General features: G+C 66.1%; 19 protein-coding genes. 6 read left to right on the forward strand and 13 right to left on the reverse strand.

What is annotated here, in order from left to right:
* Window positions 1–4 precede the first annotated feature (4 nt).
* From ACIBI6_RS06580 to mftR, 5 genes are all read right to left on the reverse strand, one after another.
* The gene (locus tag ACIBI6_RS06580) at window positions 5–643 is read right to left on the reverse strand and encodes a SpoIIE family protein phosphatase (protein WP_364347710.1); all 639 of its coding nucleotides are present in this window, start codon (window positions 641–643) and stop codon (window positions 5–7) included.
* A complete protein-coding gene (locus ACIBI6_RS06585; protein ID WP_040691752.1) occupies window positions 636–1,061 on the reverse strand; it encodes an ATP-binding protein in 426 nt (141 codons plus the stop codon). The genes ACIBI6_RS06580 and ACIBI6_RS06585 overlap by 8 nt, the downstream gene beginning before the upstream one ends.
* Window positions 1,039–1,428 (reverse strand): STAS domain-containing protein, encoded by a 390-nt coding sequence (locus ACIBI6_RS06590; protein WP_327098425.1) that lies wholly within the window; start codon window positions 1,426–1,428, stop codon window positions 1,039–1,041. Before ACIBI6_RS06590 ends, ACIBI6_RS06585 begins: the two co-directional genes overlap by 23 nt.
* Before the next feature lie 12 nt (window positions 1,429–1,440).
* Window positions 1,441–2,349 carry an STAS domain-containing protein gene (locus ACIBI6_RS06595; protein WP_040691747.1) on the reverse strand — a complete coding sequence of 303 codons (909 nt, stop codon included), beginning with the start codon at window positions 2,347–2,349 and terminating at the stop codon, window positions 1,441–1,443.
* A 74-nt stretch (window positions 2,350–2,423) separates the two neighbouring features.
* On the reverse strand, window positions 2,424–3,077 hold the full coding sequence (gene mftR / locus ACIBI6_RS06600; protein ID WP_396955513.1) for a mycofactocin system transcriptional regulator: 654 nt from the start codon (window positions 3,075–3,077) through the stop codon (window positions 2,424–2,426).
* Window positions 3,078–3,144: 67 nt separating this feature from the next.
* On the opposite strand from mftR, the gene mftE reads away from it, so the two are divergent.
* On the forward strand, window positions 3,145–3,873 hold the full coding sequence (gene mftE, locus ACIBI6_RS06605; protein WP_396955514.1) for a mycofactocin biosynthesis peptidyl-dipeptidase MftE: 729 nt from the start codon (window positions 3,145–3,147) through the stop codon (window positions 3,871–3,873).
* Window positions 3,870–5,063, forward strand: a complete 1,194-nt coding sequence (gene mftD / locus ACIBI6_RS06610; RefSeq protein ID WP_396955515.1) for a pre-mycofactocin synthase MftD — start codon at window positions 3,870–3,872, stop codon at window positions 5,061–5,063. Before mftE ends, mftD begins: the two co-directional genes overlap by 4 nt.
* A gap of 9 nt (window positions 5,064–5,072) precedes the next feature.
* Here the strand turns inward: mftD and ACIBI6_RS06615 are convergent, their stop codons facing one another.
* Window positions 5,073–5,543, reverse strand: coding sequence for a MarR family transcriptional regulator (locus ACIBI6_RS06615; RefSeq protein WP_364347696.1), 471 nt, complete (start codon window positions 5,541–5,543; stop codon window positions 5,073–5,075).
* Between the two features lie 255 nt (window positions 5,544–5,798).
* Between ACIBI6_RS06615 and ACIBI6_RS06620 the strand changes: the two genes are divergently transcribed.
* From ACIBI6_RS06620 to ACIBI6_RS06635, 4 genes are all read left to right on the forward strand, one after another.
* Window positions 5,799–7,475 carry a fumarate hydratase gene (locus ACIBI6_RS06620; RefSeq protein ID WP_364347693.1) on the forward strand — a complete coding sequence of 559 codons (1,677 nt, stop codon included), beginning with the start codon at window positions 5,799–5,801 and terminating at the stop codon, window positions 7,473–7,475.
* Between the two features lie 187 nt (window positions 7,476–7,662).
* Complete coding sequence (locus ACIBI6_RS06625) at window positions 7,663–8,064, forward strand: hypothetical protein (protein WP_396955516.1); 402 nt, start codon at window positions 7,663–7,665, stop codon at window positions 8,062–8,064.
* Between the two features lie 30 nt (window positions 8,065–8,094).
* Window positions 8,095–8,394, forward strand: coding sequence for a hypothetical protein (locus ACIBI6_RS06630; RefSeq protein ID WP_396955517.1), 300 nt, complete (start codon window positions 8,095–8,097; stop codon window positions 8,392–8,394).
* 294 nt (window positions 8,395–8,688) lie between these two features.
* Window positions 8,689–9,291 (forward strand): D-alanyl-D-alanine carboxypeptidase family protein, encoded by a 603-nt coding sequence (locus tag ACIBI6_RS06635; RefSeq protein ID WP_396955518.1) that lies wholly within the window; start codon window positions 8,689–8,691, stop codon window positions 9,289–9,291.
* A 4-nt stretch (window positions 9,292–9,295) separates the two neighbouring features.
* Here the strand turns inward: ACIBI6_RS06635 and ACIBI6_RS06640 are convergent, their stop codons facing one another.
* The 7 genes from ACIBI6_RS06640 to ACIBI6_RS06670 all read right to left on the reverse strand — a co-directional run bounded on the left by ACIBI6_RS06640 (window position 9,296) and on the right by ACIBI6_RS06670 (window position 22,407).
* On the reverse strand, window positions 9,296–10,597 hold the full coding sequence (locus ACIBI6_RS06640; RefSeq protein ID WP_396955519.1) for an MFS transporter: 1,302 nt from the start codon (window positions 10,595–10,597) through the stop codon (window positions 9,296–9,298).
* Between the two features lie 16 nt (window positions 10,598–10,613).
* A complete protein-coding gene (locus tag ACIBI6_RS06645) occupies window positions 10,614–14,825 on the reverse strand; it encodes a TIGR02680 family protein (protein WP_396955520.1) in 4,212 nt (1,403 codons plus the stop codon).
* A 3-nt stretch (window positions 14,826–14,828) separates the two neighbouring features.
* Complete coding sequence (locus tag ACIBI6_RS06650; RefSeq protein WP_364347900.1) at window positions 14,829–16,238, reverse strand: TIGR02678 family protein; 1,410 nt, start codon at window positions 16,236–16,238, stop codon at window positions 14,829–14,831.
* A complete protein-coding gene (locus ACIBI6_RS06655; RefSeq protein ID WP_364347897.1) occupies window positions 16,238–17,725 on the reverse strand; it encodes a TIGR02677 family protein in 1,488 nt (495 codons plus the stop codon). Before ACIBI6_RS06655 ends, ACIBI6_RS06650 begins: the two co-directional genes overlap by 1 nt.
* Before the next feature lie 153 nt (window positions 17,726–17,878).
* Entirely contained in the window at window positions 17,879–18,202 is a 324-nt protein-coding gene (locus ACIBI6_RS06660; RefSeq protein ID WP_364347678.1) for a type II toxin-antitoxin system PemK/MazF family toxin, read from the reverse strand.
* On the reverse strand, window positions 18,192–18,404 hold the full coding sequence (locus ACIBI6_RS06665; protein WP_364347675.1) for a hypothetical protein: 213 nt from the start codon (window positions 18,402–18,404) through the stop codon (window positions 18,192–18,194). Before ACIBI6_RS06665 ends, ACIBI6_RS06660 begins: the two co-directional genes overlap by 11 nt.
* A 61-nt stretch (window positions 18,405–18,465) precedes the next feature.
* Window positions 18,466–22,407, reverse strand: coding sequence for a CHAT domain-containing protein (locus ACIBI6_RS06670; protein WP_396955521.1), 3,942 nt, complete (start codon window positions 22,405–22,407; stop codon window positions 18,466–18,468).
* Window positions 22,408–22,426: the final 19 nt, after the last annotated feature.

The following is a 22,426-nucleotide window of genomic DNA, read 5'->3' on the forward strand; positions in this document are numbered from 1 at the left end:
CCGTTCACGCTGGTGCCTCCAATACGCCGCCCCGGTGGCGGGCCGCGAGCGCCAATGCGTCATCGGTGTCCTTGGCATGCCTGGCCAGGATTTCGGCGGTGATCTCGGCGGTGGATTTGGACGGATCGATGCCGCTGTCAGCGGATTCGGTGACGATGCCGTCGGTCGACATCAGCAGCAGATCACCAGGACGCACCGGAACGGTCTGCACCTGTAGGTTCTGGGGTAGTCGATAGCCGACGATGCCAGCGGTCATCAGGACCGTCGCGCGCATGGTGAGCCCGACCGGGCCCGCGGTCAGAATCCGGCAATCGACATTGCCGACGCCGAGCCAGTGCACCGTATCGGCTGCGCCGAACAGCGCCAAAGACACTGCCGCGCCTCGGGTGTCGGCCATGGCCCGATGACACAGCACCATCAACACGTCCAGCGGTTCGGCGCGGTTCTCCGAGAGCACCTGCGCGGCGCGATCGGCGGCGTCCGCGGCCGCCGAGCCGTGGCCGAGGCCGTCGAGGACGGCGAAGAGCACCGCGCCGCCGCCCGCGTCGAGGACCACGCCGCGATCACCGGAGACCCGCTGACCGGGCAGGGCACGGCCGGCCACCGCCCATTCGATCCGGCCGATGATCCCGTCCTCATGCACCGTTGGGTACCCACTTCCACATCTCCACCAACGTGCCGCGACCAGGTGCCGAATCAACGGTGAGCCGGTCCATCAGCCGGCGCGCGCCGGGCAGGCCGAGTCCGAGCCCGCGGCCGGTGGAGTACCCGTCGTCGAGTGCGCGGGCGATATCGAGGATGCCGGGGCCCTGGTCCTCGGCCTGGACGACCAGCGCCTGGCGACCCTCCCGGTCATCGACCAGCAAACGTATTTCACCACTGCCCGCGTAACTGGTTATGTTGCGGGCGATCTCGGAGATCGCCGTCGAGATCATGGTCATATCTGTCAGAGAAAATCCGAGCTTGGCCGCCAGCTCACGTCCGGCTTGACGTGCGATCACGATGTCACCCGACACCCTGACCGCGATCACCAAGTTCTCAGCGGCCACTGTCACGACCATCTCGCTGGCGGCGGGCCGGAGCCATGCGATTCAGCCACGCCAAGCCCTCTTCCAGGTCGAGGGCGGTGTGCATATCCTCGAAGGTGAGGCCCAACTGCACCATGGCGAACGCGACTTCGGGCTGTAATCCGACGATGACCGTTTCGGCACCGCGGAGCTGCGTCATGTGCGCGATGGTACGCAGCGATCTGGCCGCGAACGAGTCCATGACATCGATCGCGGTGACGTCCACGATGATCCCGTGTGCCCGGTATCTGCTGACCTGTTTCATCAGGTCGTCCTGGAGACGTTCGGTATCCGCGTCGGTCAGGGCTGACTGGACCGACGCGATTAGATAGGTACCTTGTTTGAGGATCGGAACCGGCATAGGGGGGCCCGATCAGCGCCCATCGCGCTCGGTGAGCATTCGATCCGTGACGCGGGTCACCTCATAGCCGAGTAAGCGTTCGGCCTCTTCGATACCTCCCTGGAGGTCACCGACCGCGTTCATCTTGGACAGGTCGAGGCCGATGGTCACCAGAGTGAGGGCGATCTCGGAGGACAGGCCGGTGATGATCACATTGGCGCCCATCAGGCCGGATGCGTCGACGGTCTGCACCAGGTGGTTGGCAACCGTGGAGTCGATCGCGGGCACACCGGTGATGTCGATGACGACTACCTTCGCGCGATTGGCGCGGATGGCGCGCAGTAGCTGTTCGGTGAGCTGGCGGGCGCGTTGCGAGTCGAGCACACCGATGATCGGGAGGATGAGCAGCTGCTCACGCACCTGCAGCACCGGAGTGGACAGCTCGCGAATGGCTTCCTGCTGCTGGCGGATGACGCGCTCGCGTTCCTGCACGAACGAGATTGCCACGGTGCTCGCGATGCGGTTCGCGGCGGGCTCGTACGCGTCGAGTACAGCGTTGAGCATTTCGAAATCTGCCTGGTATTTCTCGAACAGCGAGCGGGCCAGCACGTCGCGCAGGAGCAGCACGATGCCCAGGACCTCGTCGGTTTCGACGCCTCTGGGAATGATGCGCTCGGACAGGTCGCGTGCGTAGGCCTGCAGCGCTTCGACGCTACCGGTTACGAGCACCTCGACGTAGTTGTCGTACATGGAGGTCGCCTCGGAGAAGATCTCCTCCGGGGTCATCGCGGTCAGTAGTTGAGCTTCGGTGATGCGCCGAGCCCATTCCTCGCGCAGCCCGGTTCGGTTCTGCCGCAGGTGTTCGACCAGCTGCGGAAGCAGGTTGTCGACCGGTCCTACGGGCAGGGAATCCGCCGAAAGGCTCATGGACACCTCGGACATGGAAATTCCAGCCCCTTTCGACGGGATTGTCGGGATAGTCGTGCGTTTCGGCTGCGCGCCGATACCGAGCCTAGTCATACCCCATCCCGGTCGCCGGTGAAACCTGCCGTTAGCTCGATGGTAGATCCGGGATCCTCGGACTGCGGCGCGAATCCACGTGCCAGGGCCGCGAGCACTTGGTCGAGATAGACCGTGAGGTCGGCGTCGGCGCGGGTCAGCCAGGCGTCGAAGGCGGCGCGCGCGGCCGCGAGTGTGGTGCGGCCGACCGCCATCGCGACCAGGTTGTCCTCCGGTACGCCGAGTCGGCGTGCGGCGAACGCGCTCACGGCCCGCTCCCATGCGTCGTAATGCGCGCCCGCGGCGGCGGCCAGTGCCGGATCGCCGCCGAGGAGTTGCATGCGTACGCGTAGTTCGGGCACGTCTTCGGCGCGATATCGGTTGGCGTTCACCACGACTCGGCGCACGGCGGTCATCATCGCAACGTCGTCGGGCACGGTGGCGAAGGCCGCGCGCAGCGCCTCGACCTCGGCGTCGAACTGGTACCAGAGCACCTCCGCCTTGGTGGGGAAGTAACGGAAGAAGGTACGCCCGCTGATACCCGCGGCCGCGGCGATCTGCTCGACGGTGGTTTCGTCGAAGCCCTGTTCGGTGAACAGTCGCATGGCGATCAGTTCGAGTTCGCGCTTGGTTGTGCCGCGTGGACGGCCCCGCACCTTGGCATCTGTCACGACTGTTGATTATGGGCGTCGATCGCAGGATCTTGATTATGTCAGTCACTGACGATAATCTCGCGGCATGGTGGAAAGTGTCGCGGAACACATCGTGGCCGCGCGACTGACCTGGCCGGAGGCCGGGTCGCGCGCGGCTGCGGGTGCGATTCTCGCCGTGCCGGTCGGGGCGACCGAACAGCACGGACCACATCTGCCGCTGTCCACCGATACCGATATCGCGATGGCATTGTGCGCGCGGCTGGCCGAGCTGCGGTCGGATGTGCTCGTCGCGCCGGCGATCCCGTACGGAGCCAGCGGTGAGCATGCGGGTTTCGCGGGCACGCTGTCGATCGGGCAGGCCGCGCTGGAGTTGCTGATCGTGGAGTTGTGCCGGTCGGCCACTGATACTTTCGACCGCATCGTGCTCGTCAACGGGCACGGCGGCAATCTCGAACCGCTACGCAAAGCGGAGGCATTGCTGCGTACCGAATCCCGGGATGTGCGGGTGTTCATGCCGCGCTATCCGGGTGATCCGCACGCGGGCCGCGCCGAGACCTCGATGCAGTTGGCGCTGCGGCCGGATGCGGTGCGGACCGAACGCGCCGTCGCCGGTGATACGAGGCCGCTCGCCGAACTCCTACCCCTGCTGCGCGCCGGGGGAGTCCGCGCGGTGAGCGCCAACGGCGTGCTCGGCGATCCGACGGGCGCGAACGCCGCCGAGGGCACCGCACTGCTCACCCAATTGACCACTGACCTGCATGAACAGATCCGGCTGTGGTGGCCGGTGGCTTCCCCGAAAGGATCCCTCTCGTGAACCCCTGGTTCGAAACCGTTGCCGAGGCGCAGCGGCGTGCAAAGAAACGACTGCCGAAGTCGGTGTACGGCGCACTGATCGCCGGATCCGAGCGCGGCCAGACCATCGACGAAAATCAGCAGGCCTTCACCGAACTCGGCTTCGCGCCGCACTGTGCGGGTCCGATCGGCGACCGCGACCAGTCGACAACCGTATTGGGACAGCAGCTGTCGATGCCGGTGCTGATCTCACCCACCGGCGTGCAGGCGGTGCATCCGGATGGCGAGGTGGCCGTGGCGCGTGCGGCGGCGGCACGCGGGATCGCGATGGGGCTCAGTTCCTTCGCGAGCAAGCCCATCGAGGAAGTCATCGCGGCGAATCCGGCGACATTCTTCCAGCTGTACTGGTGTGGTTCGAAAGATGAGATCCTGCAGCGGATGTCGCGTGCCAAGGCGGCGGGCGCGGTCGGTCTGATCCTGACCCTGGACTGGTCCTTCTCACACGGGCGCGACTGGGGCAGCCCGGTGATTCCGGAGAAGCTCGATTTCAAGACCATGCTGACATTCGCGCCGCAAACGCTGGCGCGACCGCGCTGGCTCGCGACTTATGCTCGCTCCGGCCGCATTCCGGATCTCACCGCGCCGAATATGGCTGTCGGCGACGGTCCCGCGCCCGGCTTCTTCGGCGCCTACGGGGAGTGGATGGGGACCCCCGCACCGGATTGGGCGGATGTGGCGTGGATCTGCGAACAGTGGGGCGGACCGGTCATGCTCAAGGGAGTGATGCGCGTCGACGATGCGCTGCGGGCGGTCGATGCCGGTGTGGCGGCCATCTCGGTGTCCAACCACGGCGGAAACAACCTGGACGGCACGCCCGCCGCGATTCGGGCATTGCCGGCGGTGGCCGACGCGGTCGGATCGCAGATCGAGGTGGTGCTCGATGGCGGCATCCGGCGCGGCAGCGATGTGGTGAAGGCGGTGGCGCTGGGTGCTCGCGCGGTCATGATCGGGCGGGCCTACCTGTGGGGCCTGGCCGCGAACGGGCAGGCCGGTGTCGAGAATGTGCTCGACGTCTTGCGTGGCGGTATTGATTCGGCGCTGCTGGGACTGCGCAAGACCAGCGTCGGCGATCTCGATCGGGGCGATCTGGTGGTGCCGGACGGGTTCGAGCGGGCACTGGGGGTCCCGAACCCAACCGTGCGGTCGGTTTGACCTGGCGGATTATTCGGTGGCCGCGGCTCTTCGATGATGGGCGAGCAGTGTGTCGTAGATATCGGCGAGGGCGGCCAATTGCTGGCGGTCGAGCACATCGACCATATGTCTGCGCACGCTCTGCACATGTGCGGGCGCGGCCGTGGCGAGCACGTCGGCGCCGCGCGGCGTTAGCCGCGCGGCGGTGCGGCGGGCATCGTCGGGAATCGGTTCTCTGGCGACCAGTGCGCGCTTCTCCATCCGAGTGATCTGATGGGACAGCCTGCTCTGCGACCATTCGAGTTTGGCGGCGAGATCGGCGAAGGTGAGTCGATGATCCGGTGCCTCGGCTAGGTAGGCCAGCACCGAGTATTCGACGTAGGTGAGGTTCGACTCGCGGGATGAGTCGCGCCCGACCGCGGCGGCGATGAGGTCCCTGGTGCGCACATATCCCACCCATGCGCGCATTTCGACGTCATCGAGCCAGTGGGGATCGGTCACGAGAGCGCTCCAAACTCTGACATGTCATTGAAATGTCCCGCCGCGTGATGTCGCGCGACAACTGCCAGATCTGAGAGGTAGCACTCGTGGGGTTGAACGTGCAACCTTTTGGTGGGATGCACGAGTGAGGGTTGCCTAAGCAATGGTCGGCCTCTTATTACTGGATACGCTCCTTGTGCTCGTGACCAGCCTGCCGAAGACCTTCCCAAGGCCCCGGCGGTGCGTCAGCCCTGAGACCGAATAAGGAGTGCGTCCGTGACCGCGCCGGATTTCCGCTATTCAGATCTGCTGCCGATCGGCGCCGACGACACCCCGTACCGGTTGATCACCACCGAGGGCGTCAGCACCTTCGAACACAACGGCCGCACCTTCCTGCAGGTCGAACCCGAGGCATTGCGCCTGCTCACCGCCGAGGCGATGCACGACATCAGCCACTACCTGCGGCCCGCGCATCTTTCGCAGCTGCGCCGGATCATCGATGATCCCGAGGCCAGCGGTAATGACCGCTTCGTCGCGCTCGACCTGCTCAAGAACGTCAACATTTCCGCGGGCGGCATCCTGCCGATGTGTCAGGACACCGGCACCGCCATCGTGATGGGCAAGAAGTCCGAGGGTGTGCTCACCGGTGCTGACGATGCCGAATGGATCAGCCGCGGCGTATTCGACGCCTACACCAAGTTGAATCTGCGCTACTCGCAGCTCGCGCCCATCACCATGTGGGAGGAGAAGAACACCGGCACCAATCTGCCCGCGCAGATCGAGTTGTACTCCACGCCGGGCGATACCGCGCATCCGTCCTACAAGTTCCTGTTCATGGCCAAGGGGGGCGGTTCGGCGAACAAGTCGTTCCTGTACCAGGAGACCAAGGCCGTGCTGAATCCCACGCGCATGCTGGAGTTCCTGGACGAGAAGATCCGTTCGCTCGGTACCGCCGCCTGCCCGCCCTACCACCTCGCGGTCGTAATCGGCGGCACCAGTGCGGAATTCGCGTTGAAGACGGCCAAATACGCTTCTGCGCACTACCTGGACACCCTGCCCACCGAGGGTTCGCTCGCGGCGCATGCCTTCCGCGATGTGGAGCTCGAGGAAGAGGTCTTCAAGCTCACCCAGTCCTTCGGTATCGGTGCGCAGTTCGGGGGTAAGTACTTCTGCCACGACGTGCGCGTGGTGCGCCTGCCCCGGCATGGCGCCAGCTGCCCGGTCGCGATCGCGGTGTCCTGCTCGGCCGACCGGCAGGCGCTGGCCAAGATCACGCCGGAGGGTGTGTTCTTGGAGCAGCTCGAGCGCGAGCCCGCGCACTACCTGCCCGAGCAGACCGATTCCATCCTCGGTGGCGATGTGGTCGAGGTCGACCTGAACCGGCCGATGTCCGAGATTCGCGCCGAACTGTCGAAATACCCGGTGAAGACCCGGCTTTCGCTGACCGGTCCGCTGGTGGTTGCCCGCGATATCGCGCACGCCAAGATCAAGGAGCGCCTCGACGCGGGCGAGCCGATGCCGGAATACCTGCGCGAGATGGCCGTGTACTACGCGGGTCCGGCGAAGACACCCGAGGGCTACGCCTCTGGTTCCTTCGGTCCGACCACCGCGGGCCGGATGGACTCCTATGTCGATCAGTTCCAGGCTGCGGGCGGTTCGTTCGTCATGCTGGCCAAGGGCAACCGCTCCGCGCAGGTGACCAAGGCGTGCAAGGAACACGGTGGTTTCTACCTCGGTTCCATCGGCGGGCCCGCGGCGCGACTGGCACTGGACTGCATCAAATCCGTCGAGGTTCTGGAGTATCCGGAGCTGGGCATGGAGGCCGTCTGGAAGATCGAGGTCGAAGATTTTCCGGCATTCATCGTCGTGGACGATAAGGGCAACGACTTCTTCGCGGAAACGCAGAAGCCGATTGCGTTGCGAGTGCGTACCCGTTCGAAGGAACGCGTCTGAACGGTGCTCTGACCTGGCGTTCGGCTGGCAGCGACTGCTTGCGGATCGCTCGAAACGGCAGCCATCAGGGCATGTGTCCGGACACCGGATTGTCACCCCGTTCGCCGGGGTAACAATCCGCCGACGCGAGGCACTCTTAAACGGGGGTACATCGCTGCACCGGTGTCGGTGGAGGTCGAGGAGGGCAATGAGTGCGTCGTTTCGTATCTCGGAATCCGCCAGCCGTCGGTTGGTCGAACGGGCCGCTCGTGAGGGAACCAGTTCCACCGAACTACTCAACCGCCTGATCCGGGAGGGTTTCGATCAGCTCGACCATCCCGGAATCGTTTTCCGCGGACCCATCTCCGACCGCCGTGCGGCATTGGCCGCCGGTCCGGAGGTGTGGGAAGTCGTTGCGCGCCTACAAGAACTGGACGGTCCGGTGGAACGCCGTATCGCTGTCCTGAGCCAGCAATCCGATCTGCACTCCCGCAAGATCAAGATCGCCATCGCCTACGCCCGGGCGCACGGTCCGGAGATCATCGAACGCATCGACCGCAATCGTGAAGCGGCCGAAGCGATCCGCGGTTCGGAGTCCGTGCGCCCCTGACCCATAGCCGATCGACAACATAAATAGCGGGTGGCTATCGCACATGCATTGCGTGCGGTGAGCCACCCGTTCTGCGTCTGTGTGCCGTGCGGCAGCGGAAAGGCTTGCGGTGCAATAGTGTTGCGCCGTATGTGGGCGATCGTCGGGCGCTGGGTTGCCGATCAGGACGGCGGCTTCGGGATTGTGACGACCGAGTCGTGCGAGGAGTTCGTGGTGCGCGATGCGGTGATCGAGTCCGATGCGCCACTGCATAGCGGGGACCGCGTGTGGCTCGAATTCGTCGACGGTGGGGATTCCGGCGAGGTCATGAAACTCGTGAAGGTGCGGTAGTTTCCGGGTTTCTCGGGAGTTGCTGGCGATTGTTGATCGTGATCCACAACACTGGAATAGATTGTGGACAGGGGGATTTCCGCTGCGACAAATCGGGCGTGGCACAGGATGTTTCGGACATTGGTGATTTATTGTGCTGTGGATATGTGGAAAGCTATGTGAATGACGTCCGTTCGGACAGGGAGGTGTCCTCCCGTTCGCCGGTATGTTGCTAGGGGTGAGCGGCGGCGGGATGTGGGCCGAAGGGGAGGTAGATGCGGGATCCGCGGCCGGGGTGCCGTTACTATCGCTGACATGTCGCCCACGCTTCGTGCCCGGACCCTGCTGGGCGTATCCGCCACGCTGTTCCCGGTGATCGTCGCTGCCGGGCTGTCCATGCCCGCCGCCACGGCCGCGCCAGTGGTACAGGTGGCCAATGCCAGCGGGACCGAGGGGTTGGAGCCGGGGCTCGCCGGCGCGTACACGCTGGCCGAGAATCAGGCGCATGCCGAAGGGGTCGCGCTGTACATCAACTCCGGCTACCGCACACCCGCCGAGCAGCAGGCGCTGTGGGACGACGGGGTGCGGACCTACGGCAGTCCCGAGGAGGCGCGACGGTGGGTGCTGCCGCCCAACGAATCGACGCATGTACAGGGTCGGGCTATCGACGTGGGGCCGCAGGCCGGGGCACAGTGGCTGGAGGCGAATGGGAATCGCTGGGGCCTGTGCCGGATCTATCAGAACGAATGGTGGCATTTCGAACTCGCCACCGCCCCGGGCCGAGCGTGTCCGGCGCTGCGCGCGGATGCGAGCGAGGGCGGTACCGCCCCGGCTCCGTCCGCGCCGATTCCGCCTGTCCTCCCGGCGCTGCCGTCGATCCCGCTCCCGCCGTGGTTGAGCGGATCCTTCGGGCTGTAGTCGCTCAGCCGACCGGTACGGGTGCCTCGGCTGTCCGGTCCGGTAGCGCCCGGATAAGCACCGCCGTGCTGATCGTGCTCAACGCGCAGATGGCGACGATGTAGCAGGTGACCGCCGCGGAGGTCGAGCCCGCGGTCCACAGTGCGGTCGCGATCAGCGGGGCGAGGCCGCCGCCGAGGATGACCGAGATCTGCACGATCAGCGAGGTGCCGGAGTAACGGACCGATGGTGGGAAGAGTTCGGCGATGATGATGCCGCCGACGCTGTGGGCGATGGGCAGCGTCACGCCCATACCGAGCAGTGCGAGGAAGACGACGGCCTTGTTGCCGGTATTCAGCAGCGGGAAGTACACCGCACACCACAGCGTCAGCGCGGCGGTGCCAGCGAGGAATACCCGACGCGTGCCGTAGCGGTCGGCGATCGAGCCCCAGAAGGGCATTGCGGCACACCAGAAAACGGCCGAAACGATAACGCCGAGCAGCAGGAAGTCTCGGCTGAACCCGAGCGCCTTGGTGCCATAGGTCAACGTGAACACCATGAAGATATAGACGACCGCCGAGGTCGCCACGGCGGCGAACAGAATCAACAGCAGCCGTACAGGTCCCACCCGAAGAGCGTCGCGAAGCGGAAACGACGCGACTTCGCCGCGTTGGACGAGTTCGGCATAGTGCGCGGATTCGGTGATCCCGAGCCGCACCCACAGCCCGACAATGACGAGAATCGCGCTGAGCAGGAACGGAATTCGCCAACCCCAGTTCAGGAACGCCGAATCCGGCAGCAGCGCACTGGTGCCGAGGAAGATGGCATTGGCCAGGACCAGCCCGGCCGGTGTGCCCATTTGCGGGTAGCTGGCATACCGGTTGAGCCGTCCCGATGGCGCATGCTCCATCGACAGCACCACCGCCCCCGCGCCTTCACCGCCGAGTCCGACGCCCTGCAGCAGTCGCAGCGCGATGAGCACTGCGGGAGCCCAGAATCCGATGCTCGCGTAGCTCGGGATCACCCCGATGAGCATGGTGCTCACACCCATCAGAAAAAGCGACACCACGAGGGTGTTCTTGCGACCGATCCGATCACCGAAGTGGCCGAAGAGCAGCCCGCCGACCGGTCGCGCCCCGAAACCGACCGCGAAAGTGCTGAATGCCGCCAGCGTTCCGGCGGCGGGGCTCAGCGTCGGAAAGAACTGTTTACTGAAGATCAACGCGGATGCCGTGCCGTAGAGCATGAAGTCGTACCACTCGAGGGTGGTGCCGACCAGGGTGGCGATGGCGACCTTGCGGTGGGGCGGGATGGAGTTCGAAGACACTGCTATCCATTCAAAATCAGCTGACCGGGGCCGGGGTGCCCGGCATGTTGTCCAGTGCCAGCCCGCCTTCGATCGAGTTCGCGACGCGGCGGCGGTTGGGGGAGCCGAGCGCGGCGGTGAGATCGGTTCCATCGTGTTCGGCCAGCAGATCGCCGCTGTCCCACACCAGCAGCGTCGCGCTGACGGTGTTCTCGGCAGCCGAATGCGCGAGATCGTAATGTGCGCAGCCGGGGACGTGCGGATAGGTGATCCACAGGTCGTAGCCGGTCATGAACAGATCCAGGTCGAATTGCACGCTCAGGCCGAGCAATTCGCTGCGGCCGTTGTCGTCGACACCGGCGAACGCCTCGTCCAGCGCGAGCAGTCGCGGGGCTTGCGGATCGGCCGAGTCGAGCATGACGTGCGCGGCCGCGAACAGCGGCAGATGCAGCGAGACGGACTGCTCACCACCGGAGAGCGCACTGTGCCTGGCCACGGTCAGCTTGTCCTCGCTGCCGTCGGCGGAGATGAGGGTGAAGGAGAACACCCGCCAGGTCCGGTAATCCAGTGTCGAGCCCAGGATTTCGGGGTAGGAACGTTCCGGATGTGCGGCGCGGGCGGCCCGGATCTCGGCGGCGAAGTGGGCGCGGATGGCCGCCAGATCATCGGCGACGAGAGAGGAGGCGTCGCGATCCAACAGCTTGCACATGGCCCTGGCCGCATCCGAGAGCGAATCGGACAGCACCCAGTGCACGCCGATGGTATTGCCCGAGGACATGCGGCGCTGCTTCATCTCCGCACCCATTCGGGCGATCAGATCGCGGGCATCGCTGGTTCGTTCGTAGATCTGCTGTGCCAGGCCGGTGAGCAGCGCGTCCTCGAGGATCCGGCGTTCGGCGTCGGTGAGCAGCAATTCCTGATCGCGACGGGCGGCGTCGATCCGGGTGGCGAAATCGGCCAGGGCGGACAGTCCGTTGTCGTCTTGTACCTGGACGACGGTCAGGCCGTCCGCGGCATCCCATTGCAGCCGGTAGTCGCGGCCGGAAGCGGCCAGTGCGGCATCGAATTCCTGCAGTGCGGAGGTCACCGCACTGCGGGTGGATTTGCGGGCCGCTTCGCCCGCCCGCACGGAAGACGTTGCGGCGGTGAGGTTGTCGAAGAGTTCGGCCACCTCGTCCGGCAGCACCTGGGGTTCGACCTCCGGCCCGGCCGCCGAAATGCGGTAGAGCAGTTGCTCGGGGGTCGACCAGGCGGCATCGCTGCTCGGCCAGCGGCTGTCGGCGGGTGCGCCGAGCAGGGTGAGCAGATCCGGTTGGGCGTAGGGCGCGAGGGCTTTCACATCGGCCAGGACTTCGGTGAGCGCGGTACCGAGCGATTCGTGCGCGGTGCGGTAGGCCGCCTCCGCATCACCGACCGCCTCGATCGCCGCATTGGCGGCCTTGCGAGCGGCCTTCTGCTCGGCCCTGGTCACCTCGATCTTCGCGCGCGCCTGTTCGAGTTCACGATCGATATCGGCGGCTCCCGCACCGAGTGCCTCGCGCAGGGTTTCGAGTTTGCGCAGCTGCTCTTGGTAGCCCGCATTCGCGACCTCGGCCTCTTCGGCGAAGGCCTCGGCCAGATCGCGGGCCTCGTCGAAGCGGTCCGAACTCTCGCGTTCGCGTTCGCGTTCACGTTCGTGGTCGGCGCGCAGGCGCAGTAGCCCGGTTCCGGTGTTCTCGAAATGACGGATCGCGGCGGCGAGGGCGTCGATCTCGCGGGCGCCGCGCGGAGTGCGATGCGCCTGGGCGACCGAGCGCAGCTTCTTCTCGACGGCCGAGGCCTCGGCCACCGCTTGGTCGAGGTCGCGTTCGGCCTGGGCGACCGTCTCGCAGCGCGAGCGCATCATGCCCGCGGCTTCGGAAACCGAGCGCAGGGCGGCGGTGACTGCCGAGGGGCGCGGTATTGCCTTGGCGGCGGCAGAGATTCGCGCGAGTTCGGCGTTCGCCGCGGACTCGCCGGCCCGAGCCCGCCGCTGTGTCTCCTCGGCGGCCTCGATTGCCGCGGCCAACTCGGCGAGCCGGATTTCCCGGCGCTTGGCGCGGGCGGTCGCTCCGATGAATTCGGCATCGGGTTTGTGGTGGCGGCCGACCTGAACGCCTTGGCGGAATCCGCCGGTGGTGCTCACACCGACTTCGGTGCCGAGGTCGGAGTCCTTGTCGTACAGGGCAATGGAGGCCAGCACATCCGCGACGACCTGCTTCGGCACCGTGAGATCGACCGAATCATCCTCCACGACAAGGACATCGGCTAACGTACGACCGGACGGCCGCGCGGCGGTGGGCAATGGAACGAGGAACTGGTCGGAAGTGTATTCCGGTCGTTCGGATTCCGCGCACACCCAACTGTCGAGCAGGTCGGCGGCGTGCAGGGCGGCCTCGATGCCTGCGGCTTGCGACGGTGTCACGGAATCGGCGAAGCCGACCAGTCGCCACAGTGGCGCACCCGGACGACCCTGCGCGCTGCGCGCCCGAGCGGCGGAAACCGGTGGGGCCTCGTCACGTTGGGCCGCGACCTCATCGCGTTCGGCATGGAGTTCGGCGAGGCGGTCACCGGCCAGCGCGGCGGTGGCGCGCGCTTCCTGACGACGGGTGCGGATGTCCTCGAGCAGCGGTTCGGCACGCTCGGCCAAGACCTCGGCGCCACCGGCGGCCTCATCGGATCCCGCGGTGGCCAATGCGGCATCGAGCGCCTCGAACAGGCCTTTCTGTATGGGGGAGTACACCTCACGATGCGCGTCCCACCAGGTGCGCAGTGCACCACTGGCCTCGGTACGCGCGAGCACTACGGCCGTCTCGGCGGCCGAGACCTCGGCTGCGGCCGATTCGCGCAGCGACCTGGCCCGTTCGGCGAGCTGTTCGGCACGATTGCGTTCGGCTGTGGCGGAATCCATCAGACCGAGCGCCTTGCGGACTGCGCGCACGTCGGCGTCGCGCTCCTCGGCATGGCCACGAACCGCGGCGGTCAGTTGATCGCCACGGGCCTGATCGGCCAATCCGGCCCAGGTAATTCCCGCCTCTTCGGCGGCGGCACGCAATTCGTCCTCGCCACGGGACAGTGCGGCGGCCGCATTCTGTACCGCTGCCGTGGCGCGTTCGGCTTCCTGTCCGCGCTGATCGAGGGTTTGCCTGGCCTTGAGCGCCTTGTCTTTGTGCACACCCGCCGAGGTCTCCAGGCGGCGGACGGCGTCGGCGAGGTCGTCGAGTTGCTGTTTGCCCTCGTAGGCGCTGGAGCGCTGCAGGGTTTCCCGGTCGGAAAGCGCTTGTTCGTAGGCGCGATCGGCATCGTCGGCGCGCGCCTCGGCAGCGGTGCGTTCGGCCTCGCGACGTTCGCGCAGTGCGGTGGCGGCGAAGAGGGCGGTGCTGGCGTGGGTCACCGCATCGAGACGAGTGCGGACCTGATCGACATCGGTCTTCGCTTGTACCGCAAGATATTTCCGGTACACATCGACGAAAGACCTGGTGGCGGTATCGGCGTGGACCAGACCCTCCAGGGTGCGCCCGACCTCCTCCATATCGCTGAACGAACGCGCCGCGTCCAGGATCAGCTGTTCGTCGAGTGGGCGCAGACCATCGGTGAGTGCCTGCGAAAGTCCGCGCGGATCAAGGTTTTTCGCGAGCTGGGGGCGGCGCAGCGTGAGAATGAGATTGATCAGCTGGTCGTAGCGCTGGGTGCCCAGGCCGAACATGCGTGCGTCGATCGCATTGCGATACTCGACCGGTCGATCGACGATGGCGTCGGTGCCGATCTGTTCGGCCAACTGCTTGCGGGTCAGCGGCCGATCATCCGGGCCGATGAGTGAAAAGTCCACGCCCGCACGACCGTCGGCGACGAAATACCAGCGCGTCACCTTGTCCGATGAGCGGGTGGCACGCATACCGATGCCGATGGTGACGACTTCGGGATCGTCCCATTTACCGCGCGCGAACTCCATCCACACATACGAATACGCGGATTCCTGCTTGCGGTACAACAGGTTCGACTTCATCGTGCGCTCTTCACCCGCGAACGGATTGAGCCTGCGCGGTTCGATCCGGCCGTCGAGTACGAATGGGAACAGCACCTCTAGCGCCTTGGTCTTACCGGAACCGTTGGGCCCGCGCAGCACCAGCCTGCCGTCGGCGAAGCAGTATTCCTGGTCGCGGTAGTCCCACAGGTTGATGATGCCGGCGCGCGTCGGGACGAACCGCACTCCGCCATGGATGAGCGACATGGTCTAAATCCCTTCCCTACCAGCGCTATCGGCCCCGTGCGTGTCGGAGGCGGTGACGAACAATTCGGCGGCCCGTTTGGTGCGGACGGTGACGACCGCGCCGCGGTAGCGAGCCAGTGCGGGCAGAATGATCAGGCCGTCCGCTACCACCTGGACCAGCCGCAGCCGCTCCAGCAGGGCGGTCACCTCCCTGGTCAGCCCGGGAACATCGGCCTGCCACTGTGCCGCGAAGGTGACACCGTAGCGGTCGGTCAGCGCTTGCACGGTCTCGCCGACCCAGCTCGCTTCGACGAATGGGTACGTCGCGCGCACGTAGGCCATCGCCTCCGTGTCCGGATCCGAGACCTCTTCCCCGACTTCGGGGTCGGTCGACGGGAGGTCGGCGAGCGGAACGAATACGGTGGACTCGGGGATGGCACCGTCGAGCTGCTCGGCCAGCGCGACCGCTGGATCGGGTGCGCCGGGACGCACCGGCACCGGATTGTCGATATCGAGTACGCGATCGGCGATCTCACCGACCAGCAGCAGCGCCACCTGCGCCAATGTGCCGGTGCCTGGGAAACGGACATCGGAGAGACGTCCGGAGACATCGATCAATGCGACGCCCTCGGCCCGGCGTTCTGCCCGCAAGCCGGTGAACAATTCGACATCCGCGACGACCCGATCCTGCAGCAACAGCGGACGCTCGTCATGGTCCAGATCCTCGGCGTACACCACCGGACGCTCAATGAGACTGCGCCGCACCCGCCGAGCCGCATCGGCGGCTTGCGCGTTCGCGGCCGGGCCCAGTGCGTCCTCGGTCAACAGACCACGGACACTGTGCAAATGCTGCAGCGCGCGCGGCGGTCGAAAAAGCGCGAATACAACCGGTCGGTCGATGTCGTACAGCGCTTCACCCGCCTCCGGATCGGCGGCCCAGCCACCCGCATCGCCATCGGCGAGGGTGAGGGCACCCCGATGTGCGAGCCAGCCGACAGCATCGACGAAGGCATCGCGATCGGCGGCGCGGTCGGGTGATAGTTCGAGCCCGTCGACCCGGCCGGTATAGGCGGCGACCTGATCGGCCAACTCCGACAACGTGATCTGATCGCCCGCGCGGCCGAGCGCCGCCAGTGCCAACGCCAGGTAGGCGTAGCGGCGGCGATCGAAGACACGGTCGGTGACGGAGCGGGCCGGTTTGCCGGAATCGAGCCGATCGATGACCGGGAAGACCCGGGCGGTCGTTTCGGTGACCTCGAGCCGGTAGCCGAACAATTCGGCCAGATCCTCGCGGAGTTCGGTGGCCCAGCGGCGGATCAGCGGCAGTGCGATCCGGTCCGGATATGTCCGGGTGACCAGGTGGTTGGCCAGGATCACCCGGGCCGCGCGCTGATAGTTGTCCAATGCGAGCGAGTCGATGCGGCGGGCGTTGATCATGCGCGCTGCCCGCGGGTCGACTGCTTCACCTCGAGGCGGCGGTTGTTCAAATGCAGCAGGCCACGCGCGGTGCGGACCACCGTCGAACCCGGATGTTCGGAGACGGTGAGGGTGACGCCGCTATCCGAGCCGGTGGTGCCGTCGGTGCGGCCGCTCACCGGAACCCATGCCGTGGACGCGGCGTCGATCAGGCGCAGCAGCACCTCGGTCTCCCGTTCGTCCAAGACGCGCTCGTGCACCGAGGCGGCGGCCAGGGATTTGGCGGCCTGAGCGCGGGCGCGCTGGGCGTCGAGTTGCGCTTCGCGGAGTCGGCGAATTCCGGCGTCATTGCGTTGAATTCGGGCAGGGGCACCGGCTTGCGCCGGTCTGCCCGTTTCGGCGAGGGTGCGCGATATTTCCAGTGGCGGTGCCTCCCACCAGGAGCGGATCGCGGGAATCAGATCCGCATCCGGATGTTCCAGCGAAATATGGCGCGGCCTGCCGAGACCGAAGACGGCGTCGAAGAGCGCATGCGCGCTATCGGTGGTCGGTGCGGCGGTGAACCAGCCCGCGAGATGCCGCAGCGCCGATTCGCGACTGACCCCGCCCTTGCGTGAATCGGTGACCCGCCGCAGCAGTGACAGCACGGCGGCAATGGCGCTCATGGTCGCCTCTCGCAGCCGATCCGCCTCAGTACCGGATGATTCACCGGGAGTATCGGAGGCGGTCGCGACGAACCAGGTTCGCAGTCCCTGCCAGCGCGCCCGCCAATCCGCCTGCCGCTCGGCCGGACTCAGCAGCACCCGCTCGTCACAGCGCGCCGCCCGCTCGATGAGTTCCTCGACGCCGGTCTCCTCGATCTCGCCGGTCGCGGCGGCCAGGCGCGGCGCGAAGCGAGCCAGATCCATACTGAATTCGCGCATATGCGCGAGCAGCGCGTCCTTGTGCGCCAGGAACGATTCCGGAGTGATCTCGGTGGTGCGGACCATATCGCCGAGCGAGAGGTAGAAGTGCGCGGCCCGCGTCGCCATATCCGAGAGTGCGGCATCCAGACGGCGCAGCGTCCGGTAGACGCGCTCGGCATCACCGGCCTTATTCGCCGCGGCGAGGGTATTGAGATCCGCGAGCAGTTCGGGCAGGACCAGACGCGAGAGCGCCGCCTCGTCCATTCGCGCCTCGAGCACCCCCGCGACCGCGCGATATGCCTTGAATCCGGCCTGTGTGAGTTGATAGACGTAGTGCCGATTCCGATACTCCGCGAGCGTCGCGGCGCGCGTGCCGTCATAGCTGCGCTCGACCACACCCCACTGATGCAGCTGATCCAACAGCGGACCGATTTCCGGGCCGGTCAGCTGCGGCGCATCGGGCGCACTGCGTTCGATCCAAGTCGCGACATCATCGGCGTGCAGCAACACCACATATGCCGCCCGCGCACTGTCGAACGCCCGCAGCACCCACAGATACTCCGCTCGCTTCTCGGCCGTGGCGAAGGAGAACAGCCGCAACCGCTCATCCCATAGCGCGGGCGCGGCATACGGCAGGCCGTCATCGGAGTCGGTCACCGGGAACAGGGTAGTAGCGGGTCGGTCGCGGGTGTCGAGACCGACCCCCATTCGGCGTGGCCGCGTCCGGTTTGCCCCTGTTCGCCACCCGAGGACTCACAGATCGAACCGAGCCCGCAGCCCGATCTTGACCTGTTCGAGCACCTCCGGGGTGAGCTCACCGACCTGCTCGGTGAGACTGTCCTTCGGCACGATGGCGATGTCGTACAGCGCGATCACCCGCGAACTCTCCGGCATTGCGACGGTGAGCAATTGATGGCGCGATGGCACCTCGCGACCCTCCCGCACCGGCGCGGCGACCAACATCGGCCGCTGCCGAATCACCACATCGGAATCCACGATCACCACCGTCGCGCGGCGTCCGGAGATCCGGCTGACGAGATTCCAAATCTGGCCTTGGTGCGTGGGTTCAGCTGGCACGGCCGAACAATACTTGTTCGGCGGTCTGCTCGGCGTCCTTAGCCCATTCGGTCCCGGTGCTGTCCGGCAAGGCCCTGAGTTCGTCCTCGAGCAACTGCCTGCGTACGGCCTTGGAGATGTAGTCGCTCAACTTGTCCTCCGATGCCGCACGGAGACGGGCCGCGAGATCGTCGTCCATCGAGATATTCAGGCGCACCGTCATACAGCAGACTTTACAGCGGATACCGCGCATAGTGGTACAGAGATGGTCGCTACCTGCGGAATTACCCTGGCGGGAGCAGGCGCCGCAGCAATGTCTTGCCCTGTTCGAGCAGAGCGTCGAAGCGCGTGGACCCGAGCGGGTGCGGGTCGACGATGTCGAGCACGCGACCCAGGGTGGTCAACGCGAACTCCATATCGCGCAGGGCGCGGGGGCTGGTCGGATCGGTTTCGAGGAGGTCTTGGGCGATCGCGAGGGCCGCACGGTAGACCTCGACGGCGGAGCCGTAGTCCCGCTCGCGTTCGGCGGCATCCCCGATCGCCCAGAGAATCAGACCGACATCGCGGTGCAGTTGCAGATTCTCCGGATCGGCGGTGGCCAAGCGGCGGGCGATGGTGAGTGCCTCGGTGTTGTGGCGGAAGGCGAGCGGGAAGGCACCGGTCGCGGCGGCGACCCTGGCGAGCTGGTGATGGGAGATGCTCAGATCGCGCTGCTTTTCGGTGTTGGTCGGATCGGCGGCCGCGAGTTGTTTCGCGAGGGTGAGGGATTGGGTGTAGTGGTGGTCGGCGGCCGGATAATCGCCGGTGTGGATGGCCAAGTCGCCGAGTTTGTCATGGGAAATGCTGAGGTCGCGCTGATTTCGAGCATTGCCCGGGTCGGCGTCGGCGAATCCGCGGTGGATGGCCAGGGATTGGGTGTAGTGGGTCGAGGCCGTGGTGAGTTCGCCGAGTCGCAGTGCCACATCGCCGGATCGGTTGAGCGCGATGGCGAGATCGCGTCGATATTCGGCATTGCCGGGATCCTTCTCGGCGAGTTCGCGGTGGATAGCGAGGGATTCGGTGAAGAACGTGAACGCTTCCTCGGGAGTTTCGTAGAGCAACGAGGTGTCGCCGATCTGCTGCATCGCAATGGCGACATCGCGGGTGATTTCGGTATCGCCCGGATCGGCCAGCGAGAGTTCGGTACTGATGCGCAGCTTTTCGAAATAATGCCTGCTCGCGGTCTCGCCGTGCCCCGTGCGCATAGCGAGATCGCCGAGTTTGCCATGCGCGATGGCCAGGCCGCGCCGGGATTCGGCGGCATCGGGGCCGGATTCGATGAGACCGCCGTGCAGGGTGAGCGATTCGGTGTAGAGGTACTGTGCGCCGTCGAGATCGGCGGTCAGTACTGCCAGGTCGCCGAGTCGGGTGCAGGCATTGGCTAGGTCGCGGCGCAGGTCGTCGCGGGTGCGGTCGTTGTCGGCAAGGGAGCGTCGGATGGCCAGCGCCTCGGTGTGGTGGGCGAGAGCAGCAGTGAGATCGCCGGTGCGAACTGCGATATCGCCCAGACTCTCCAGTGCGCGGCTGAGGACCTGTCGCATATCGACGTTGTTCGGGTCGGTATTCGTGAGATAACGTGCGGTGCGCAGGGATCGGCTGTAGTGCTCGCGCGCCGTGCCGAGATCTCCGGCCAGCATGGCGAGTTCACCGAGGGTGTCCAGGCCGATGACGAGTGCGCGTCGGGCATCGGCGCTGCCCGAGGCCGTTTGGACCCGGGCCCGCAGCACCTCGACCAACGCGCACTGGCGATCGGTCGCGGCACGGAGGTTTCCGGTACGGCGCAGTGCGCGTACCTCGCGCTCACCGAGTTCGAGATAGCCGGGAGTGTCGGTCGGCAGGGTCGGCATGATCTCGCCGAGCAGGGCGGCGACTTGCAATTGGTCCAGCTCGCGGCAGAACGGGATGGCGAGTTGGGTAAGTTCCGCGTACCGACCAGCAGCGAGTAGATGTCCGCATGCCTCGCTGTAGTCGTCGAAATCCCGGAAACCGGCCGAGATTCGGGCTATTCGCATCGCATGGGCTCGGTTGTGACGGCAAATTCGATCGGGGCCCTGGTGGGTATCGAGGGCCTGGGTGACCCACGGGTGCACGAGATATCGGTCGTCGTCGGTGGTCAACAGCGTCAGCCTGAGCAACGTATCGATGGCCGCCATCACTTCGCGGCACTGATCTCGTGTCGCGTCGGCACCGAAGCGGGCATGGGAGATGTCCAGATCGCGCAGCGGCGTCCGTGAAAGCGAAATCTGCAGCAGCAGTTCGCGTTCGGAAGCATTGAGCAGATCGAGCAGTGCATCGACGAGGATGTCGCGGGTGCCGAGTACCACTGCGGTGTCGAGGCTTTCGGTCAGTGTGCGGTCCTGGTCGAGATCGACTGCGTGTTCACCTGCCAACCGGCGCAGCCGTTCGCCGACCGGACGCAATGTTCCGTCACCACCACGCAATAGCGCGTCGACGAATTCGATGAGGCGAGGGTGCCCACCGATCGTCCGTGCGACCAGCCGCTGCTCCTGCGCCCGTAAACCGCTGATCTGTGGCAGCCGCAAGAACATTCGCTTCAACTCGGCGGGGCTCAGTGGAGTCAGGCCGACCTCCCCGAGGCCACCGGGAACCGGATAGCGACAGGTGACCAGCAATCGCCCCGTCTCGGCTATCCGACACAACTGCGAAAACTGTTCGGCGAAACCGGGATCCAGGAATTCCGCACCGCCGGGCCGGGTCAGATTCTGCTCGAAATCATCGAACAGCAATAACACTCGGCTCCCCGCCAACAACCGATGGACATGCTTCAATGCCTGCTCCCCGCTATCGCGAGCGAGCGCATCGGACACCGTGCGCAATGCCGGGTCGCCCTCGATCGCCGCGCGGACCGCGCCACACAGCGCGGACGGATTCCATTGCCCCACATGCTCGGCGATATGCCAGCCGCGCTCGCGCATGCGCGCCGCCACGCGACCGGCCACCGCCGTCTTCCCGAGTCCACCCATCCCGGTGATCACCACACCCGGTCGCCCACCCGACGAGTCGAGCATCCGGACGATATCGCGCACCGGCCCGCGACGGCCGATCAGATATCCGACCGGCAACTCACGCACCGTCGCACCGCTCGGTGCTTGCGTCCGGCGCCCGAGCGGTCGCGGCGGCGCCGTCGGATGCCACAGTGGCCGATCCGCGACGCCGGTCAGCAGCGTCGGCACGAACCATTCGGGTGCAACCGTTGCGCCATCGGCGAGTCGCTGTTGCTCGAGGGCGCAGCGCGCCTGCCCCAAAGCGAAGGCGACCGACCCAGACGGATGCGCGGATGGCATGGCGTAGAACGATTTCGCCAACAGCGTGGCATACCGGTCCGAAACCCGCGTCTGCATGACCAGCACCCGCTCGACACCCCCGCTGATCAGCGTGCGCGCCAATCCGGCAGGCCCACCGTCGACGCCGCCGCAACTCGACAACACCACCAAGGGCAGCGCCCGCTGCGAAGCACGCAGCGCGGCAATGAGATCCGCGGCCGCGACCACATCGGCAGCGCCGTCCTCATTCTCCAACTCCAGATTCGTCGCCGACCCGTGCGCACTCAGGTGCAGCACATGGAACTCCTCGGCCCGCAGCGCCGCGGTGATCTGCTGCAGTGAAGCGACTTCCAGAATGCGCACGCCACCGCCACCCGCGGTCGGCACCTGTGAGACGGCGTCGAGGATCGCCTGCATCTCCGCTTCGACATCCAATGCCACATTGGCCGTGCGGGTCTCGGTCGGCGCGGCGACCGCAGCGAGGATCTTCAACGGTCCCGGTGCCAGCACGGAGGTGGGCTGCCCGGTACCCGAACGCCTGCGGGAGATGGCTACTGTCGGCCGCATGGCCAGGGGCATATTGTCGGCGAGCACCAGCATCTCGTAGGGGAGCAGCATCGTATCGTCGTCGACATCGAAGACCACCTCGATATCGGAGCCCTCGACGAGCCGCGTCAGCTGCCAGATCGTGCGCGATTCGAACAGTGCGTCACGCAGGGCGGTACCGATCTGAACGACCGCTCGACGCACGGTCTCCGGCTGGCCACCCACCGCATCCCACGCGCACGCCACCAGTTCTGGCAGTGGCGCTACCCGTTCACCGATGGGCGCACCCGCCTCGAACACTGTGGTGCGTAGCGATCCGTCCGCATCGCGACGCACAATGACGCGAACCCGATTCATCGCCCACCCCTTACCGCTG

The organism is Nocardia sp. NPDC050412 (genome assembly GCF_044458825.1).
Taxonomy (GTDB): domain Bacteria; phylum Actinomycetota; class Actinomycetes; order Mycobacteriales; family Mycobacteriaceae; genus Nocardia.

Bases quoted from the DNA above. Each gene is read 5' to 3' on its own strand.
- ACIBI6_RS06590 (WP_327098425.1), bottom strand. From the start codon at position 1,428: ATGCCGGTTCCGATCCTCAAACAAGGTACCTATCTAATCGCGTCGGTC.
- mftE (WP_396955514.1), top strand. From the start codon at position 3,145: ATGGTGGAAAGTGTCGCGGAACACATCGTGGCCGCGCGACTGACCTGG.
- ACIBI6_RS06595 (WP_040691747.1), bottom strand. From the start codon at position 2,349: ATGTCCGAGGTGTCCATGAGCCTTTCGGCGGATTCCCTGCCCGTAGGA.
- ACIBI6_RS06585 (WP_040691752.1), bottom strand. From the start codon at position 1,061: ATGGTCGTGACAGTGGCCGCTGAGAACTTGGTGATCGCGGTCAGGGTG.
- ACIBI6_RS06645 (WP_396955520.1), bottom strand. From the start codon at position 14,825: ATGTCGCTCATCCATGGCGGAGTGCGGTTCGTCCCGACGCGCGCCGGC.
- ACIBI6_RS06665 (WP_364347675.1), bottom strand. From the start codon at position 18,404: ATGACGGTGCGCCTGAATATCTCGATGGACGACGATCTCGCGGCCCGT.
- ACIBI6_RS06670 (WP_396955521.1), bottom strand. From the start codon at position 22,407: ATGAATCGGGTTCGCGTCATTGTGCGTCGCGATGCGGACGGATCGCTA.
- ACIBI6_RS06625 (WP_396955516.1), top strand. From the start codon at position 7,663: ATGAGTGCGTCGTTTCGTATCTCGGAATCCGCCAGCCGTCGGTTGGTC.
- ACIBI6_RS06635 (WP_396955518.1), top strand. From the start codon at position 8,689: ATGTCGCCCACGCTTCGTGCCCGGACCCTGCTGGGCGTATCCGCCACG.